The organism is Selenomonadales bacterium 4137-cl (assembly GCA_032334055.1).
In the GTDB taxonomy this organism is placed as follows: Bacteria; Bacillota; Negativicutes; order Sporomusales; family UBA7701; genus Anaeroselena; species Anaeroselena agilis.
The window spans coordinates 124,042-142,521 of the sequence record JAUOZS010000002.1 but is presented as its reverse complement, the minus strand read 5'-3'; the positions used below and the strand labels follow the sequence as shown (position 1 = coordinate 142,521).

At 54.5% G+C, this 18,480-nt stretch carries 15 protein-coding genes; 6 read left to right on the top strand and 9 right to left on the bottom strand.

Going from position 1 to position 18,480, the window contains the following annotated elements:
• The first annotated feature begins 286 nt into the window (after nucleotides 1-286).
• From Q4T40_22940 to Q4T40_22920, 5 genes are read left to right on the top strand one after another with little or no spacing between them, the layout of a single operon-like run.
• Nucleotides 287-460, top strand: a complete 174-nt coding sequence (locus Q4T40_22940; protein MDT8904102.1) for a helix-turn-helix domain-containing protein — start codon at nucleotides 287-289, stop codon at nucleotides 458-460.
• Between the two features lie 22 nt (nucleotides 461-482).
• Nucleotides 483-1,595 carry a hypothetical protein gene (locus tag Q4T40_22935; GenBank protein MDT8904101.1) on the top strand — a complete coding sequence of 371 codons (1,113 nt, stop codon included), beginning with the start codon at nucleotides 483-485 and terminating at the stop codon, nucleotides 1,593-1,595.
• A 15-nt stretch (nucleotides 1,596-1,610) separates the two neighbouring features.
• A complete protein-coding gene (locus Q4T40_22930; protein ID MDT8904100.1) occupies nucleotides 1,611-3,281 on the top strand; it encodes an ATP-binding protein in 1,671 nt (556 codons plus the stop codon).
• Nucleotides 3,281-4,867 carry an ATP-binding protein gene (locus Q4T40_22925; GenBank protein ID MDT8904099.1) on the top strand — a complete coding sequence of 529 codons (1,587 nt, stop codon included), beginning with the start codon at nucleotides 3,281-3,283 and terminating at the stop codon, nucleotides 4,865-4,867. Before Q4T40_22930 ends, Q4T40_22925 begins: the two co-directional genes overlap by 1 nt.
• Complete coding sequence (locus Q4T40_22920; GenBank protein ID MDT8904098.1) at nucleotides 4,864-6,492, top strand: hypothetical protein; 1,629 nt, start codon at nucleotides 4,864-4,866, stop codon at nucleotides 6,490-6,492. The genes Q4T40_22925 and Q4T40_22920 overlap by 4 nt, the downstream gene beginning before the upstream one ends.
• Nucleotides 6,493-6,660: 168 nt before the next feature.
• Here Q4T40_22920 and Q4T40_22915 read toward each other — a convergent pair whose 3' ends face one another.
• From Q4T40_22915 to Q4T40_22895, 5 genes are all read right to left on the bottom strand, one after another.
• A complete protein-coding gene (locus tag Q4T40_22915; protein ID MDT8904097.1) occupies nucleotides 6,661-7,929 on the bottom strand; it encodes a lactate racemase domain-containing protein in 1,269 nt (422 codons plus the stop codon).
• Between the two features lie 43 nt (nucleotides 7,930-7,972).
• On the bottom strand, nucleotides 7,973-8,917 hold the full coding sequence (locus Q4T40_22910; protein ID MDT8904096.1) for a DUF362 domain-containing protein: 945 nt from the start codon (nucleotides 8,915-8,917) through the stop codon (nucleotides 7,973-7,975).
• 93 nt (nucleotides 8,918-9,010) lie between these two features.
• Complete coding sequence (gene rnr, locus Q4T40_22905) at nucleotides 9,011-11,413, bottom strand: ribonuclease R (protein ID MDT8904095.1); 2,403 nt, start codon at nucleotides 11,411-11,413, stop codon at nucleotides 9,011-9,013.
• 4 nt (nucleotides 11,414-11,417) lie between these two features.
• Nucleotides 11,418-11,813: a PaaI family thioesterase gene (locus Q4T40_22900; GenBank protein MDT8904094.1), complete on the bottom strand. Its 396-nt coding sequence runs from the start codon at nucleotides 11,811-11,813 to the stop codon at nucleotides 11,418-11,420.
• A 14-nt stretch (nucleotides 11,814-11,827) separates the two neighbouring features.
• The gene (locus Q4T40_22895; GenBank protein ID MDT8904093.1) at nucleotides 11,828-12,574 is read right to left on the bottom strand and encodes an alpha/beta fold hydrolase; all 747 of its coding nucleotides are present in this window, start codon (nucleotides 12,572-12,574) and stop codon (nucleotides 11,828-11,830) included.
• Between the two features lie 155 nt (nucleotides 12,575-12,729).
• On the opposite strand from Q4T40_22895, the gene Q4T40_22890 reads away from it, so the two are divergent.
• The gene (locus Q4T40_22890) at nucleotides 12,730-13,104 is read left to right on the top strand and encodes a VOC family protein (GenBank protein ID MDT8904092.1); all 375 of its coding nucleotides are present in this window, start codon (nucleotides 12,730-12,732) and stop codon (nucleotides 13,102-13,104) included.
• Nucleotides 13,105-13,211: 107 nt separating this feature from the next.
• On the opposite strand, the gene Q4T40_22885 is transcribed toward Q4T40_22890, so the two are convergent.
• The 4 genes from Q4T40_22885 to cysK form a co-directional block, all read right to left on the bottom strand.
• Nucleotides 13,212-14,597 carry a sodium:alanine symporter family protein gene (locus tag Q4T40_22885; protein MDT8904091.1) on the bottom strand — a complete coding sequence of 462 codons (1,386 nt, stop codon included), beginning with the start codon at nucleotides 14,595-14,597 and terminating at the stop codon, nucleotides 13,212-13,214.
• Nucleotides 14,598-14,817: 220 nt separating this feature from the next.
• Nucleotides 14,818-16,830, bottom strand: coding sequence for a sodium-translocating pyrophosphatase (locus Q4T40_22880; protein MDT8904090.1), 2,013 nt, complete (start codon nucleotides 16,828-16,830; stop codon nucleotides 14,818-14,820).
• Between the two features lie 101 nt (nucleotides 16,831-16,931).
• A complete protein-coding gene (gene secG, locus Q4T40_22875; GenBank protein MDT8904089.1) occupies nucleotides 16,932-17,162 on the bottom strand; it encodes a preprotein translocase subunit SecG in 231 nt (76 codons plus the stop codon).
• A gap of 172 nt (nucleotides 17,163-17,334) precedes the next feature.
• Nucleotides 17,335-18,288 carry a cysteine synthase A gene (cysK, locus tag Q4T40_22870; GenBank protein MDT8904088.1) on the bottom strand — a complete coding sequence of 318 codons (954 nt, stop codon included), beginning with the start codon at nucleotides 18,286-18,288 and terminating at the stop codon, nucleotides 17,335-17,337.
• Nucleotides 18,289-18,480: the final 192 nt, after the last annotated feature.

Here is an 18,480-nt window from a genome sequence, read left to right as displayed (position 1 = left end):
TGCGGCCCCGCAAGGTCATCCAGGGTTTAGGAGTAGTCGCAGTGAACCTTATCCCTCTGAGTGTAACGGTACGCTGGGTTTGGATAGAACAATGAATGGGATTAGCTGAATATTACTCCTCAAGAAGCCAAAGGGAGACGGTTAACGTCTCCCCTTTTGATGCGTATTTCTTATACATCCTACCAAATGGCAAGATCTTACTATTTAGGTAAAACCCCATTGCTTTTGTTCGGAATCCCGTATATACTGTGCATGTCGAACCGTACCAGTTAGGGAGTAATGTTGTATGGATTATATTACAGCAAAAGAAGCAGCCCAAAAATGGAGTATATCCGAGCGTCGGGTACAAGTCCTTTGCGAACAAGGGCGCATTGAAGGCGTCCAACGCCTTGGCAAGTCATGGGCGATACCTAGAAATGCCAAGAAACCTCTCGATAAAAGGAGTCATAAGAGCCATTGACTTTGTAAACGGGGGATGGCAGTTGAGTACATTACAGGATTTATTTAAAAAAGAGGGCGCTATGCTGTTTCAAAACGAAAGCATAGCTTTAGATCGTTATTATTTGGAGCCATATCAGGACGCAAACGATGATGACGCTGATTCTTATGATTTATCGAAAATATTTGAAACGGCTCCTATAAAGACAAAAAAACACTTAGACATTATAGATATTCCCTTCTCCCTGTTCCATTTCTTTATGGATGGTTCGCGTAGAACTTATAAAATTGGCGATTTGGTTATCTCCGGCAAAAAAATCTATCCTGTTATTGCTGCTCAAATTAGAGCTGGATGCGCTCGACGTCATGCAAGTAAAATCTCTAAACATACCATACTAGCGCAAAATTATCTGCTTATTAGCAGTAGCTTTAATGATGTTAATTTCGATGTACTCAAAATGAGAGTAAGAAAGTGTTCTCATTTGGCCCATCCATTTATGGTGGAGAAATATACTTTCAATAAGATGAAAGATTCTGCTCCAAATAATGCTGCTATTGCTAAGTCAAATAGTCTGATGCATCGCTTAGAAATTGATATTTTAACTGAAATGGTCAAAACAAAGGTATTAGATACCGACAAAATGTTAATTGTTGATGGCCCATTACAATTTCTTGCAGAAGATACCGGTAAAGATGACTTTGCAGACTTATTTTATAATGTAGTTGGTGTGTCAAAGAGCTTTGATCCAAATCTTTCTATGTCTGATAGACGTGGTGGGCCCCATATCGGTGCGCAAATTCTCGGATTAAATTACGGTGAGCGAACGCCAGTATTTCATAAACGCAATTCGCGCGGACGAGAATTTGGATTCTGGTATTTAAGAATTCGCCACAAATATAATGTTCGAAATCCTTTGGATGGCATTATCAAGGTTGAAAAAATGGCAACAAAAGAAGATAAGGAAAATGGGCTTGATTCAGATGTAGTAGACAATATTTCATTGTCACTAATAGCGGAAAGCATCCCTACTTGCCATGGCAAGGATGATAGATGGCCCAATCACTTATATCCAATTTACCTCACAGAGACCATGATAAAGTCCACATATGCAAGTGATGTTGCATTTATAAATCAGTTTCAACGTGACGCATTTTGAATGGGAGGGTTTACAATGGGTAATATCGACATAATCGGAAAGGTATCTGCGACCGAGCGCAATCCTAACTCATGTGATGAGTTTAATTTCTGGTTAAAGGACGATATTATCCTCGGTCCCTTTGATATAGTGAAAGTCCCAAATAAAATGGATGGTTCTACAACCTTCGGCGTCGTACAGGATATATTTCATATTACGGATAGTCCGGGACACATTAGTAATTTCGTGTCATCGGATTTTGGTGATGTTGAGGCGAAGCCCATGACTTCCAGGTTGGCACTTTCATATGCTAAGGCTTCAGTTGTCCACAATGATAAGGAAAACTATATGCCGGTTCTGGAAGGAACTCCCGTATATACCTGTAGTGCTGATGACATAAGAGTCGCTTTGGGATTGAATGATATAAAAAAGGAGTCTGCTATTTCTGCAGGCATATTGAAGACTTCAAATGGTGTTGTAGTGCCAATTGATTATAATGGAGATTTTCTTATTGGCCCGGAGGGAGCACATCTAAATGTTTCAGGTATATCTGGTCTTGCGACAAAAACAAGCTATATAATGTTTTTACTCAAGGCCATTCAGGAAAAGCTTGGTGATGAAGTTGCGATTATCGTTATGAATGTGAAAGGCGACGATCTTCTGCATCTTGATGAAAAAAACACTAAGATTACAGAAGAACAAATATATGACTGGAACACATTAAGTGTTCCGTGTGAGCCATTCAAAAATGTTACCTATTATTATCCTTTTGCTCATGTTCGAGGAACTGATGTGTATTCTAATACATCTCTCTCGAAAGAAGATTTACTTGAACAGTATGAAGCCGGTAGAGCATTTAACTATATCTATACTTTTGATCATGACATCAAGAAAATCGACATGCTCTTTTCTAATGTTGACGACCCCAATTTTACTATAGAATCTATTCTGAATTTCATTGAAACAAGTAGGGAATTCGGCGGAGAAATGAGTTGGAGCGATTTCAAGCAAACCGTCCGGGATTATACCAATAAAGTAAAATCGAATCAGGATATATTAGTACAGTCGTGGCGCAAATTCAGTAGGTTGATCAACAATTCTATAGACAACAGCATTTTTGTAAACTCAAAATCATCCGACAAAAAACAACGTCACTGCCATCTATCTGACGCAGTTAAGAATATTAACGGCGGGGATATGATGGTTATTGACATTGCAAGTTTAGATGAGCAAATGCAGTGCTTGGTGTTTGGGGATACGATTCGCGCTGTATATGACTTGAAGCATGGAGATTACGACGATATTGAGCGAAAATCTAAAAAGCCGGTACCAAAAAAAATAGTTGTTTTTGTGGACGAGTTAAATAAATATGCCCCTTCCACATCGCCTAAGGGCTCCCCGTTGCTTGCGAATCTCCTTGATATTACAGAACGTGGTCGTCAGGAAGGTATCATACTCTTCTCTGCCGAGCAATTCAAGAGCTCAATCCATGACCGCGTAAAAGGTAATTGTGGAACGAATATATATGGTCGCACTAATGCAATAGAAGTTTCAAAGCCCGACTATCGATATATTCCAAACGTTTATGCCAACATGATGACACGTTTAGGTAAGGGCGACTTGATCATCCAACATCCTGTTTTCAAGACACTTCTGAAAGTTAAATTCCCTTATCCCTGCTATCATCAAGGGGGCACGAAAAAATAATGGGCGACATAATTGTTGGAAAGCATGTTTTAGAATCGCTATCTCTCGGAATGTACTCAAATCCTTTTGATATTTTTCGTGAGTATATTCAAAATGCAACAGACTCGATTGACAATGCCTATGCCCAAGGTTTATTGAGCCCTGATGGAGGTGAGATTACTTTAACAGTTAATGAGAATTCGAAATCAGTTTCAATCCGTGATAATGGGACAGGCATATCAATACACAGTGCCGTTAAGAAGCTTACAGATGTCGGAAATTCAGATAAAGACTACGAAGAAAACCGAGGGTTCAGGGGAATTGGTCGCCTCGGTGGACTTGGTTATGCTAATGCTCTATATTTCATCACTTCAGTCCAAGGGGAAGCAGTGCGCACTGTTATTAAGTGGGATTGTGTACGTCTTAAGCAACTTCTTTCCCCCAGCAATACAGAAAAGGAAGATATTATCGACGTAATTGAAGAAGTAATGAGTTCTTATCAAGAAGATGATGACACTCAATCTCACTATTTTGAGGTTAGGCTCGAAGGAATCAGTGATACATTTAGCGACCTTTATAATTCTGAAAAGATCGATCGTTATTTGTCTGCTGTCGCTCCAGTAGATTTTGATGGCCAGCGTTTTCAGGTTAGTTCAATAATCAAAGAACACTTTACAGCGAAAGGTCATCCTATTCCCACCTACAAGATATGTCATACACGTCGCCATAAACCCATTTATAAACCATATACCAGAACGCTAAGTACGGGGTTACAAAAAAGAACACATAATAAGGACTATGTAAAGGATGTAGAGTTTGTCTACGAAATTGCCAGTGATGGAACCCCTTTGTACATCGGTTGGCTTGCCATTACGGATTTTTCTGGGCAGATTCGAGATGAAATTTTGCAAGGTATCCGTTTGAGAAAAGGAAACATCCTCGTCGGAGACAATACAACTTTTTCCCGGTTCTTTCCCTCGGAAGGGGCTGTAGCAAACAAAATGTTTGCTGCAGAAATTCATATTTTGCATCCTGACGTCATTCCCAACGCCAAAAGAGATGATTTTGAGCCGGGAAAAGTATATCAAGAACTTGCGACCAAACTATCTACCTGGGCAGAACATCTTAATAGGACGTATCGTCGTGGCTCATCCAAAATAATTTCTGCAATCCGTAATATTGATAAAGCTTTCACGGAACTAAGTGATTTGGAGAGACAGATTGATACGGGTTCAATTTCCTCAGATGTAAAAAGAGATAAATATATTAGTGATTTAAACAAAATACAAAAGAGTATATTAACTCCCAAAAAAGAGTTAGATGTTGCTATACGCAAAGGCAATATTGATCCAGATAAGAAAGATACTGTTACGAAACGAATCAAGCAAGCCGAAGAAAGCGAAAAGACCCTTATACACATAAGTAACAAGATAATAAACGCTGACTATGCTACCAAGCGAGACTTACCTACAAGTTATTCAAAAGATGAACGCCAAATATACCAACGCATAATAGCCGTTATTGATAATTTCTTTGCACATGATTTAGATATTGCAAATAAACTTCGTGAAGCTATAAAAATTGAACTGAGTGTGAAGAAAAAATGAAAAACATTCTCCTTGTGGAACCAGCATATAAAAATAAGTATCCGCCGATGGGACTAATGAAAATTAGTACATATCACAAACAAAAAGGAGATGAAGTAGTATTTGTCAAGGGAATTGATAAATCGGTAGAAAATCGGTTATGGGATAAAATCTATATAACAACTCTATTCACCTTCGATTTTGATCTCTCAGTAAAAACCATAAATCATTATAAATCTTTGGTTTCTAATAGTTCTGATATCTTTGTTGGTGGAATTATGGCTTCGCTGATGAAAGAGAAGGTGATTGAAGAAACTGGGTTACCTGAAAGTAATGTTATCACCGGATTATTAACGGATTCATCTGTCATCGGAGATGAGAAGTCTGTAAACGTCGATATTTTGCCTTTGGATTACGATATTCTTGACATGGTGGATTATAAATATCCTGCAGGGGATAATTATTTCGCATATATGACAAGAGGTTGCCCAAATCAATGTCCGTTTTGCGCAGTTCCAATACTAGAGCCTGAATTTCAAGTAACTAATAACATTGTATCTCAATTGCGCACAATTAATGATATGTATGGCGAGAAACAAAATCTTTTGCTTCTCGACAATAACATATTAACTGCTCCCAACTTGGCTGAACTAATTGATGACCTTTGCAATGCTGGGTTCGGAAAAGGGGCTTCTTTTGTTAATCCTGGAATTTATGATGTTGTCATGCGGAGATATCATCGTGGAGACCGTAGTATTTATCTTGACAAAAAGTTGGTTAACTATCTTGATGGAATGAAGAAGAGAATTCCAAAAGGAAATAAGCGCGATGCTTATTTAGAGCTTCTTTTAGACGCAGAAGCTGCAGATGATTATTCCGCTTATATGTTACAAGTTGAAGACCAACTTCGTCCTTTTATTGAGAAGTATAAAAATAAAGCAAGGAAAATGCGTAGTGTTGATTTTAACCAAGGCGTCGATGCTCGGCGTATCAACGATGATAATATGCGGTTGCTCGCAAAACTTGCTATAAAGCCATTGCGAATAGCTTTTGATAATATTGCCTTTGAAGAAACATATATTAGAGCAGTTAGGCTCGCTCATGAGCACGGGATAGAAGAAATATCAAATTATATCCTTTTTAATTTTGAAGATAAACCGGAAGATTTACACAGACGATTAGAATGCAACATTAAACTCAATCAAGAATTGGGAATTAAGATTTTCTCTTTCCCAATGAAATATTCTCCCATCGGAAGAACAGATCGTCTACATATAGGAAAGCATTGGAATCAGAAATATCTCCGGGCGATATCGGCTATACTGCATGTTACACAAGGCGTTGTAGCTGCTGGAAATTCTTTCTTTTATAAGGCATTTGGCAACAATATTGATGAGTTCTTTGAAATACTTTCCATGCCAAGGGATATGATCATGTATCGATTTTATTATGAGGGAACGGGCCAAACCAACGAATGGAAACAATTATTCCATTCGCTCTCATCTGCAGATAAAGATGAATTGATGGATATTGTTTCCCATACTGTTACAGAAATAAAACAAATGGATTGCCCAGAAAAGTTTAAAGACATCCTACCTTTTTACTTCTTGAAACATCAAGAAGATGCGGTTTACGCTGAAGAATAGGGCCAGTTTTGAAGAAGGATTTACTCTTTATTAGCTATCAAGCCTGCCGGCCGGTGACGATACGCGAAAAAGCCCCGCCCCGTGGAAAAAAGACGTCGTTACTTACATCGAATAAGCGCAAAAACCGCCGCCGGTCACCCGGCGGCGGTCGTCTTTCGTATCGATTGTTCAGCGGAGATTCCCGGCGACATCGAAAGGCAGCGCGTACGGCCCGCCCGCCGCCGTCATGTAGCGGCTCGCCGCCACCTCGCCCAGCAGGCTCTCCGACACCTCGATCTCGTCCAGCGCCACCGTGTTTTTGATCCTCACCAGCCGCACCGTGCCCTTGTCGGCGATGTTGCACGTCTTGATCGCCGCCTGGATGGCCTGGCGGTCGCTCCCCAGCACCATCGGGATCTTCACGCTCGCCGTCGCCGTCGTCGTCAGCGAATTCGGATACGTATTCGCAAAATCGAACTTGTCGAAAACCCGCCGGGTCGTAAAATCGGCCAGTCCGAGCCCGTTGGCGTTGCCGTGGGTCCGCTCCGTCAGATCGAGCACCGCCATCCTCGCGATGCGCGGGCCGCCGCTGATATTCGGCGTATGATAGCGCCCCACGATATTGGTATCGAAACCGGTGCCGCTGATATCCTTGCCGATCTCGTCGATCACCAGCACATCCAGGCTGTCGAAGTAAAGACGTGGGCAAAGCCGCCGCGCCTCCTCCAACAGCGCCGGCTCCCCGGCCATTATCTCGCTCCCGGCCAGCACCGCCAGCCGGCTCGTCTCATGATATGCGTTCTCGATGATCGCCACCCCGGCGATGATATTGGCCTTGGCGAGCGTCACCGCCGCCATCGCCGGGATATTCTCCGCCATCATCCCGGCGCCCAGTTCGTGGCAGGTATCCGCCCCCTTCTGCTTGCCCAGCCCGATCACGATCATCTTCGCCAGACCGCTCTCGTACGGGCCGCGGAACGACACATGCGGCTTGAGGCGGTTGATAACCAGTATCCCGTCCGCCTCATGGGCGTACTTATCGAGATAAACGGGGTTGCCGGCCGCCGTGCGCCCGATCTCCACCGTCTCCATCGTCGCCCTGATCGGGGCCCCCACCGCATCCTCGGTGATGCCCATCCCGATCAGCATATTCCGCTGCCCTTCGGCCGTCGCGCCGCCGTGGCTGCCCATCGCCGGCACCAGGAAAGGCTCCGCTCCCGCCTCCCTCACCGCCGCCGCCAACGTCCGCAGCATCTCCGGCAGCGCCGTTATCCCCCGGCTGCCGGCGGTTATCGCGATCCGATGGCCGCGCTTCACGCCTGTCAGCGTCCCCTTGGCCTTCAACTGGGCCGCCAGCTCGGCCACCGGGTCCTCCAGCCGCGGGCGCTCGAAAGTCTGCCGCACCCGCACGACAGCAGGAACGGCGATGCCGTCCAGCAACCTGTCTATTGCACTCACAGTCATTTCCTCCCCCGAAACACTTCCTTCGCGGCGCGCCCTCCTAAGCCTTGCGCACCGTCACCTTGCCCAGGTCCATCTGCCCGACGCCAAGCTCGGTCGCGATGCGGATATAATCCACCTCGGCCGGCTTCATCCCGAACAGCGTCGCCCCGTAGGCGTCCACCGCCACCGGATCGGTGCCGAACACCAGCTTGTTATACTCGCGGATCGGCCCCGGACCCATCGGCCCGTTGTCCGTGATGCCGCGCAGCGCGTCCATAATGGTCAGGTGCGGCTTTTTGAACGCCGCCGTCTCGGCGATGCAGCGGTGCAGATCGGTGCGGTGGAAATAGCCGCGGTCCCACACCAGCCCCATCAGATTCTTCATCCCCAGCGTCAGCCGCGTGCCGTTGTGGTGCTTGAGAATCGGCATATTGATAAAAACGTCCGCCTCCAGCACATCCTTGCTGTACTCGGCCGCCGCCAGCGTCTGGCCGCCGACCTGCACCGGCTTGAAATACTTGTCGCGGCCGCCGTTCAGCGTATAAACCCGGCCGCCCGCCGCCGCCACCGCCGCCTTCATTCCCGTCTTCTCCAGACAGATGACCGGATTGGTGAACGGATAATCGATGACCTTCACCGTCTTGGCTCCGGCGGCCAGACACGAGCGCACCAGCGCCCCCACCAGCGCGACATTGGTCGTCGCCGCCTCCTCCGGCGTGCGCGGCACACTGAAATTCGGCTTCAGCACCACCGTCGCCCCCGGCTTCACAAACGTCCCGATGCCGCCCAGCGCCGCCAGGCCACGTGCCAGCATATCGGCAGGGTCGGTGCCCTCGGCCACCACCAGACCGCTTCCCCCCGGCGGCGCGGCTGCCGCCGGCGTCCGGCCCACTCCCGCGTCGGCGCGGGGCGCCGGCTTGGCCGGCGTCGGCGCGCAGCCGGGCAGCAGAGCCGCTCCCAGTCCCGCCAGAGCCGTCATCCTCAGGAAATCCCTGCGGTTCATCCTTTTCTCTCCCTGTCGGTTTCTCGCCTATTTCCGGGAAATATCGTCAAGCCTGCCCGTATATCAGACCGATGACAGAGCTAATGTCAGAGTTTATGTCTGATTTTTGCCGGATTTTGTCCGTCTTTTGCCAGAACCCTGCGGCCGCTTGCGCTGCGTGCCGGCCGGCTGCTTCCCCGCAGCCTCCCCGGCCGCCTTGCCGGCTGCCCCGGTCCCGGCGGGCTTCATTCCGCCGTCCTTGGCCTTGCGCCCCTGGCCGCCGCTCCCGGTTTTCTTCCCCGACCCGCCGCTCCTGGCGCCTTGGCTCGTCGCGCGTTCGCCCGTCTTGCGGCCCCGGCCGCCGCCTCTGCCCTTGCGGCCCGCGGGCCGGAGGGCCGCGTCGCCGGCCAGCGTGAAATCGATCGTCCGCTCCGCCGGGTTAACCTTAACCAGCGTCACCGTCGTCGCGTCGCCCAGCCGGTACACCTTGCCGGTCCGCTGGCCGATAAGCGAATAGCGGTCCTCGTCGTAGCGGTAATAGTCGTCATCCATGCTCGACACATGGACAAGGCCCTCGATGCCGTTCTCCAGCTCGACGAACAGCCCGAAAGCCGTAACGCCGCTGATTGCCCCGGCGAACTCGTCGCCGAGAAACTGGGCCATATACTCGACCTTTTTGAGGTCGACCGTCTCCCGTTCCGCCTCGGCTGCCGCCCGTTCGCGCTGCGAGGCGTGAAGGGATATTTCCGGCAGGATGGCGGCCAGCTTCTGGCGGCGACGGGCGGAAATGCTGCCGGATGAAAACGTCTCGCGCAGGATGCGGTGGACGATGAGGTCGGGATAGCGCCTGATCGGCGAGGTGAAGTGAGTGTAGTACGTGGCGGCCAGGCCGAAATGGCCGAGATTCTCCGCCTCGTAGCGCGCCTGCTTGAGCGATCTGAGCATCACCGTGCTTATCAGTCGCTCCTCCGGCCGGCCGGCCACCCGGCCCAGCACTTTCTGCAAAGCCTTGGGGCGGATGTTGTCGGGCTTGGAAAGCGCCTGGCCGAAGTTGTGGAGCAGGTTGTTGAGCTTGGTCATTTTTTCCGGGTCGGGCTCCTCGTGGACGCGGAAGACGAAAGGCACGCCCAGCTTGTCCATATGCTCGGCCACCGTCTCGTTGGCCGCCAGCATGAACTCCTCGACAATCGATTCGGCGATGCTGCGCACCCGCTTCTCTATCGCCACCGGCCGCCCCTTATCGTCCAGCTTCACCTTAAGCTCGGGAAAATCGAAGTCGATCGCCCCGCGGTTCAGCCGCCGCTGGCGAAGGATGTTGCACAGGCGCTCCATCTCGGCCAGCATGCCGACAAGCGGACGGTATTCGTCCTTCAGGTGCTCGTCGTCCTCGGCGAGGATGCGGCGGACGATGTTGTATGAAAGCCGGGTGTGGACGCGGATAACGCTCGGGAAAAGCTCATAGCTAACCACCCGGCCGCGGGCGTCGATCTCCATATGCGCCGACATCGCCAGCCGGTCGACGCCGGCGTTCAGGCTGCAGATGCCGTTCGAAAGGCGGTGAGGCAGCATCGGCAGCACGCGGTCCACCAAATAGACGCTTGTGCCCCGCTCCCTGGCCTCCTCATCGAGAGGGCTATTCTCCTTTACATAATGGCTGACGTCGGCGATATGCACGCCAAGCAGCCAACGGCCATTGGCGCGCCGCTCCACGTACACGGCGTCGTCGAGGTCCTTGGCATCCTCGGAGTCGATGGTCACGACCGGCAAGTCGCGCAGGTCGCGCCGCCCCTTCAGTTCGTCCGGCCCCACCGTCTCGCGGCAGCGGGCGGCGGCGGCCTCCACCTCGGGCGGAAAAGCGGTCGCAAGGTTGTGGTTCCTGATGATGGCCAGTATCTCGATGCCAGGGTCGCCCTTGAGGCCCAGCACCTCCGTCACCCGGCCCTCGGCGCTGCGCTTGCCCTCCGGCCACTTGGTAATCTCCACGACCACCTTCGCGCCGTTCTCCGCCCCGCCCCATTCGTCCCGCGGCACGAAAACATCCTGGCGCAGGCGGGCATCGTCAGGGGTTACGAACGCGTAGTGGCGGCTCGCCTCGAACGTGCCGACAACCTTGGTGTTGGCACGCTTGACGATCCTGATTATCTCCCCCTCGCGGGCCTTGCCGCCCGGCCGCTGGCCGTGCACCCGCGCGACCACCCGGTCGCGGTGCATCGCGCCGGCCAGCGCGTCGTGGGGTATGTACACATCGGCCTCGTCGGGGTTATCGGGGATTACGAACCCGAAGCCTTTCTCGCTCGCCGCCAGCATCCCCACCACCAGGTTCATGCGCTCGGGCACGCCGAACTTGCCGAACCTGGTCTTGATAACCTCGGCGTTTTCCTCCAAAGCCGCCAGCAGCGGCCAAAAATCGGCCAGCTCTTGCGCCTTCAGGTCCAGCCCGGCGGCCAGGTCGTCCGGCGCCAGCGGCTTGTAGGCCTCCTCGCGCATAAAGGCGAGGACTCTATCTCTAAGGGTCATCGATTCACTTCCTTACAGCCATCACTGTGGCCTTGCCCTCGGCGGTGACGGTGCCGTCCGCCAGCGCCACCGTGCCGGCCATCTCGTATATCCTGCCCCGCTTGCCCACGATCCATCCGGACACGGTCAGCTCCTGCCCCACCGGGGTCGGCTGGCGGTACCTTATCTCCAGGCGGGCGGTTACCGTGTCGTCGCCCTTGGCGTACGGGTAACGGGCCATGATCTCGTCCAGCAGCGTGCTCACGATGCCGCCGTGAACGATGCCGTCGTAGCCCTGATGCTCCGGACCGGCGGTAAAGCGGGCCACATACTTGTCCCCCTCTTCGGCGAAATCGAGCTTCAGGCCGATCGGATTATCCGGCCCGCAGGCAAAACACCACGTGTTGCGTTCGTCTCCCATATTTTCGTCTCCCTTCAGTCGTCTATTGATCTTGGCGTCAAAAAGCTGTCGATATAGCGGAAGACCCGCTCGTGCTCCACGTCGATCGTGGCGACGTGGCCCGAACGCTCCAGCCAGATTATCCTCTTGCTCCGGCCGCCGAGGCGGCGGTGGATATGCTGAACGCTCTCCGGCCGCACCGTCCGGTCGTGTCGCGACTGGACCAGCAGGGCCGGCCGGGTGACGAGCGGCAGCAGGCCGTCCACATGCCTGATAAGCTCCAGCAGGCTGACCAGGCAGCGCAGCGGCATATAATCATAGGAAACGTTATACGGCTCGTTGACCGTCAGCCGGCGCTTCTCCTGGCGCTGGTACTTGCGGAACAGGCGGAAGAAGGGCAGCAGCGGCAGACGCCTGTCAAGGAGGAATATGGGCGCGTTTATAGCGGTCACCCTGGCCACCGGGTGCTCGGCAGCCAGCTTCAGAGCCAGCAGCCCGCCCATCGACAGACCCACCACCGACACCTCCCGGCACATTCCCTTCAGCAGGTGGTAGCCGTCCTCCGCATCGCCGTACCAATGGGGCCACCTGGTGCCCGCCATCTCCGCCGGGCTGCTCCCGTGCCCCGCCAGGCGCGGCCCCAGGACGGTGTAGCCCTCGCCGTGCAGGCGCTCGCCCAGCAGGCGCATCTCGGCCGGCGCGCCGGTGAACCCATGGATGAGCAGCACGCCCCGGTCGCCGCCGGGCAGCAGAAACGGCTCGGCCCCGCGCATGATCGCCACCAGGCATTCCTCCATTTCCTTGGTAACATCAATTATACCATTTTCCGGCATGCCCAGGCAAAGCGACGATCGGCCCCCTGCTCTGGAATAATGTGGCTGTCCAAGCCCTGACCGGGTTATAATAAACTTAGTAATCAGACAGGAGCGTGACAAGGATGGCTGACAATATCAACCCGGTGATCTGGTTCGAAATCCCCGTTACGGATATGCCGCGTGGCAAAGCCTTCTACGAGGCGGTTTTCGGCCATAAGCTCGAAATTGTCGACATGGGCGAACGGCAGATGGCCATGTTCCCGATGGCGATGAACGCGATCGGCGCCGGCGGCGCGCTGGTGAAGGCGGAGCATTACGTGCCGTCCTATACCGGCGCGATCATCTACTTCGCCGTAGCCGACATCGCCGCCACGCTTGACAAAGTCGCCGCCAGCAAAGGCAAAACGCTTGTCCCCAAAACCGACATCGGCCAGTACGGCTTCTTCGGCCTTTTCGAAGACAGCGAAGGCAACTGCATCGGCCTCCATTCGATGTAGCGGCGATATTGCCCGGCGCTCAGCCTACGCTTCCCCGCCGTAAAGCCCCAGCCGCAAAACATCAAAAGGCACCGGCCATAGCCGGTGCCTTTTTGACAATCCTGGAATCAGCCTTTGCCTTTCCTCTTCTCGCCGGGGGCGGCGGCGAAATCCGCCGGCTCGTGGTCGAGGTTGCCGTTCCAGAGGTATTCGCGAGTCTCGGCAACAAGCACACCGCTCAGTAGCAGCAGGGAAACGAGGTTGGGGACGGCCATCAGGCCGTTGGCGGCGTCGGCGAAGTTCCACACCGCCGGCAGGGAGGCCACCGCGCCGATGAAAACGGCGATGACCCACAGGTAGCGGTACGGCTTGATCACCTTTTTGCCGAACAGGTACTCGGCCGCCTTCTCGCCGTAATAGGACCAGCCGAGGATGGTGGAAAAGACGAAGGTCAGCAGGCCGACCGCCAGCACCAGCGGGCCGACGACAGGGATGGTGGAAAAGGCGGATTTCGTCAGGGCGGCGCCTTTCAGGCCGCTCTGCCACACGCCGGTGTTGACGAGCACCAGGCCGGTCATGGCGCACACCACCACCGTGTCCCAGAAGGTGCCGGTGCTGGAAACGAGCGCCTGGCGGACGGGGTTCTTCGTCTGAGCCGCCGCCGCCACGATCGGGGCGCTGCCGAGGCCGGATTCGTTCGAGAACAGGCCGCGGGCGATGCCGAACCGCATCGCTTCCTTCAGGCCTGCCCCCAGGAAGCCGCCCATCGCCGCCTTACCGCTGAAGGCGCTGCTGACGATGAGATAGATCGAATCGAGGATGGTGGAGAAGCCGGACAGTAGAATAATCGCGCAGCCGGCCACATAGAAGATCGCCATGAAGGGCACCAGCGCCTCGCACACGCGGGCGATCGACTTGATGCCGCCGAGGATGACCAGGGCGGTCAGCATTGTCAGGACGATACCGGAAACATACGGCGAAACATTATAGGTCTCCTTGAGCATCGAAGCGATGGAGTTGGCCTGCACGGTGTTGCCGATGCCGAAGGCGGCGATGGCGGTCAGGCCGGCGAACACGACGGCCAGCCACTTCATATTGAGGCCGCGCTCCAGGACGTACATCGGTCCGCCGGCCATCTGGCCGTCCGCGGTCTGGATGCGGTACTTCACGGACAGCAACGCCTCCGCGTATTTGGTGGCGATGCCGAACACGCCGGTCAGCCACATCCACAGTATCGCCCCCGGACCGCCGGCGGCCACGGCGGTGGCCACGCCAACGATGTTGCCTGTGCCGATGGTCGCGGCCAGCGCGGTCGTCAGCGCGCCGAACTGGCTGACATCCCCCCGTCCTTCGGTGGAGCGGGTCAGCGAGAGCTTGATCGCCTTGCCCATATATCTCTGAATAAAGCCCAGTCTAAAAGTCAAAAACAAGTGCGTTCCGAACAGCAGGATTATAAGCGGCAGGCCCCAGACAAAATCGGCCATGTCGGCAATGAACTTCTCGATACCTTGCATGGGAATACTCCTTTCTGAATTCGAGTCACCAAGGGCACCAGCATCCGTTGCCGCGACCACCCTCTTCACGTTTTTTCGGTTAAGCTAATTATTCTTCCCCTATTCGCCGCTTTTATGTTTATTCCTTCCATTTATTCCATAATTATGATGGCAATACCCATCTGTGAAAAAACATGGCCGCAGCCGATAATTCCGGCTGCGGCCCCATTGTCGCAAGTCGTTATTTGAGAAGGTGGCTGACCAGTCCGCCGTATTTGACGAACACGGGCGCGAACACCAGGGAGACGATGGTCATCAGCTTGATGAGGATGTTCATCGCCGGGCCGGAGGTGTCCTTGAAGGGGTCGCCGACCGTGTCGCCGACGACTGCGGCCTTGTGGGTGTTGCTGCCCTTGCCGCCGTATTCGCCGCCTTCGATGTACTTCTTGGCGTTGTCCCAGGCGCCGCCGGCGTTGGCCATGAAGACGGCCATGAGGACGCCGGTCACCAGCGCGCCGGCCACGAAACCGGCCAGGCTCTCGGTGCCGAGGATGAGGCCCACGGCGAGAGGCAGAACTACGGCCAGCGTGCCGGGCACGACCATCTTGTGCAGGGCGGCGCCGGTGGCGATATCGACGCAGGTGGCGTACTCGGCCTTGGCTTTGCCCTCCATCAGGCCGGGGATCTCGCGGAACTGGCGGCGCACTTCCTCGATCATCTCGTTAGCCGCCTTGCCGACTGCTTCCATCGTCAGAGCGCCGAACAGGAAGGGCACCATCGCGCCGAGGAACAGGCCGGCGAGGGTGAGCGGATCGAGGAGGTCGATGGCGTCGAGCTTGACGGACTGGGCGTAGGAAGCGAACAGGGCCAGGGCGGTGAGGGCCGCCGAGCCGATGGCGAAGCCTTTGGCGATCGCCGCGGTGGTGTTGCCGACCGCGTCGAGCTTGTCGGTTACTTCGCGGACCGAGTGGGGCAGTTCCGACATCTCGGCGATGCCGCCGGCGTTGTCGGAGATGGGGCCGTAGGCGTCAACAGCCACGGTGATGCCGGTGGTCGACAGCATGCCTACCGCCGCCAGCGCGATGCCGTAGAGGCCTTTCAGGCCGCCGCCCATGACGAAGTAGGATACCAGCATGCCGGCGGTGATGAACAGCATCGGCCACATGGTGGAGTACATGCCGACCGCCATGCCGGAGATGATGGTGGTCGCCGGGCCGGTCTGCGATTGCTCGGCGATCTTCTTGACAGAGCCGTAATCGCCGGAGGTGTATATTTCCGTTACCTTGCCGATCGCCAGGCCGGCGATAAGGCCGGCGGTGAGCGCGAGGAAGGCTTTGAGGTCGCCGAACAGCCACATGCTGAGTACGCCTGCGGCCACCACGGTGATGCCGCCGGCGACATAGGTGCCCATGTTGAGGGCCGCCTGGGGATTGTCGGCGTTGCTGCCGCGGCCGACGAGTATACCGATGATCGAGGCGATAATGCCCAGGGCGCAGAGGGCGATGGGGAAGAGCACGCCTTCGCCGCCCTTGAAGATCAGAACGCCGAGGGTGAAAGCGGAGATCAGCGAGCCGACGTAAGATTCGAACAGATCGGCGCCCATGCCGGCCACGTCGCCGACGTTGTCGCCGACATTGTCGGCGATGACCGCCGGGTTGCGCGGATCGTCCTCGGGGATGCCGGCCTCGACCTTGCCGACGAGGTCGGCGCCGACGTCGGCCGCTTTAGTGTAAATACCGCCGCCGACACGGGCGAACAAGGCGATGGAGCTGGCCCCCAGGCCGAAGCCGGCGATATAGTTGACATCCTTGGCGAACAGCAGGAACATCGCTCCGAGACCAAGTACGCCCAGGCCGGCCACCGACATGCCCATGACGGCGCCGCCGGAGAAAGCGATCTTGATGGCCTGTCCCATGCCGTTACGGGCGGCTTCGGTCGTGCGGACGTTGGCCTTGGTGGCCACCTGCATGCCGATATAGCCGGCCAGCACCGAGCACAGTGCGCCGGCGATGTAGCAGACGGCGGTCTGCCAGTTGATGAAAATCGATAAAATTATGAAGACGGCAATGGCAAAAATAACCAGATAACGGTATTCACGATACAGGAAGGCCATAGCTCCCTCGTGAATGTAGCCGGCAATTTCGCGCATCCTCTCGTTGCCGGCGTTGGCCTTGCTGATGCTGCTGGCCAGAAAGAAGGCGAACAGCAGCGCCACTACGCCCGCCAGCGCGGATAAAATAAGATAGGTATCCAAACTTTCATTCCTCCTTAAGACAATAAATTACGGGAAATGGATTACATTTCCCGGAATCACCGAAGAACAATTTTCCCCGGGACAGTAGCCCCGGCACAGAGCTACAGCGTCATCCTGGCCAGAGCCAGAGTAACAAAGCCGAAAAGAAGGCCGAGCACCATGGTAGCCTTGGAGAGGAGCTCGTCCAGGCCTTTTTTCTTGCCGCCGAAAATCGTTTCGGCCCCGCCGGCGATCGCTCCGGACATCCCGGCGCTCTTGCCGGACTGCAGCACCACGACGGCGATTATCGCAATCGAGAGGATGGCATCGAGAATCATGAGCGCAGTGTACACGTGCTTAAAACCCCCTACCCGTTTTATACCACTTTATTTTACCAAATAGCCATTGGCTTGACAATCGCCTTTTGCGATATATTTTTGCTATTTTATATAAATAATATACACCGATTGGTAAAATGTGTTGCATTATTTGGCAATATTTACGAAAAGCGAAGGCCATCGCCCGCTATTTTTTTGTTGTCTTATTACAGTCAAACAGGCCGGTACTCAAGTACCGTTCCCCCGTATCCGGCAGTACCGTCACCACGCTCTTGCCGGGACCGAGCTTCTGCGCCACCTTGATGGCGGCGCAGGCGTTGGTGCCGCTCGACACGCCGCAGAGGATGCCTTCCTCGCGGGCGAGGCGGCGGGAAGTCTCGCAGGCCTCGTCATCGCTGACCTGCACGAGGTCGTCGATGAGGTCGCGGTTGAGGATGGGCGGGATGACGCCGTCGCCGATGCCCTGCTGGATATGGTGGCCGACCGGCTTGCCGGCGAGAATGGCGGCGTTCTTGGGTTCGGCGGCGAAGATCCTGACGTCGGGATAAGCCTTCTTCAGCACTTCGCCCACGCCGGTGATGGTGCCGCCGGTGCCGAAGCCGGCCACGAACGCGTCGACGGGGCCCGGCATCTGGGCGAGAATCTCCTGTCCGGTGGTACGGCGATGGATGTCGGGGTTGTTGACGTTCTCGAACTGCCTGGGCAGGAAAACGCGGCTGTCTTTGGCGGCCATATCGTCAGCCACCGCCAGCGCTTTTTCGATCGCTTCGGTGATGCTGGCGCCGGCCGGGGTAAGGATGATTTCCGCGCCATAGGCCCTGATGAGCTTTTGCCGCTCCACGCTCATGTTTTCGGGCATGACGATGCGGACCGCGTAGCCCTTGACGGCGCCGATCATGGCCATCGCGATCCCCTGGTTGCCGCTCGTCACCTCGACGATTATCGCACCCGGCTTTAGCTGACCGGTGCGCTCAGCCGCCTCGATCATGGCGAAGGCGGTCCGGGTCTTGACGCTGCCGCCGGGATTGACGCCTTCGACCTTGGCGTAAATCTTCGCCCCGCCTGCGGGTGAGATGCGCCCAAGGAGGACCAGCGGCGTTTTCCCGACCGCGTCGAGGATGGTGTCGCACCATTTCTGCATGCCTAATTCCCCCCGTCAGTAGGTTGTGTACTATATATTATATTGACCCGGCTATTTTTCCTCTGCGGCGCGATATAAAGGGAATAAAGTCCCGGCGATGGCTGCTGTTAGTCTTCCGGCGGAGAGCGCATTGTATGCGCCGCCTGCCCCGGCGGCCATCCGCCGAAGCAGGGCCCCCTACCCGCCGTCCCC

Coding starts and splice junctions, on each gene's coding strand:
- Q4T40_22940 (MDT8904102.1), top strand. CDS start 287: ATGGATTATATTACAGCAAAAGAAGCAGCCCAAAAATGGAGTATATCC.
- Q4T40_22930 (MDT8904100.1), top strand. CDS start 1,611: ATGGGTAATATCGACATAATCGGAAAGGTATCTGCGACCGAGCGCAAT.
- Q4T40_22925 (MDT8904099.1), top strand. CDS start 3,281: ATGGGCGACATAATTGTTGGAAAGCATGTTTTAGAATCGCTATCTCTC.
- Q4T40_22920 (MDT8904098.1), top strand. CDS start 4,864: ATGAAAAACATTCTCCTTGTGGAACCAGCATATAAAAATAAGTATCCG.
- Q4T40_22910 (MDT8904096.1), bottom strand. CDS start 8,917: ATGAACCGCAGGGATTTCCTGAGGATGACGGCTCTGGCGGGACTGGGA.
- rnr (MDT8904095.1), bottom strand. CDS start 11,413: ATGACCCTTAGAGATAGAGTCCTCGCCTTTATGCGCGAGGAGGCCTAC.
- Q4T40_22900 (MDT8904094.1), bottom strand. CDS start 11,813: ATGGGAGACGAACGCAACACGTGGTGTTTTGCCTGCGGGCCGGATAAT.
- Q4T40_22890 (MDT8904092.1), top strand. CDS start 12,730: ATGGCTGACAATATCAACCCGGTGATCTGGTTCGAAATCCCCGTTACG.
- Q4T40_22885 (MDT8904091.1), bottom strand. CDS start 14,597: ATGCAAGGTATCGAGAAGTTCATTGCCGACATGGCCGATTTTGTCTGG.
- cysK (MDT8904088.1), bottom strand. CDS start 18,288: ATGCAGAAATGGTGCGACACCATCCTCGACGCGGTCGGGAAAACGCCG.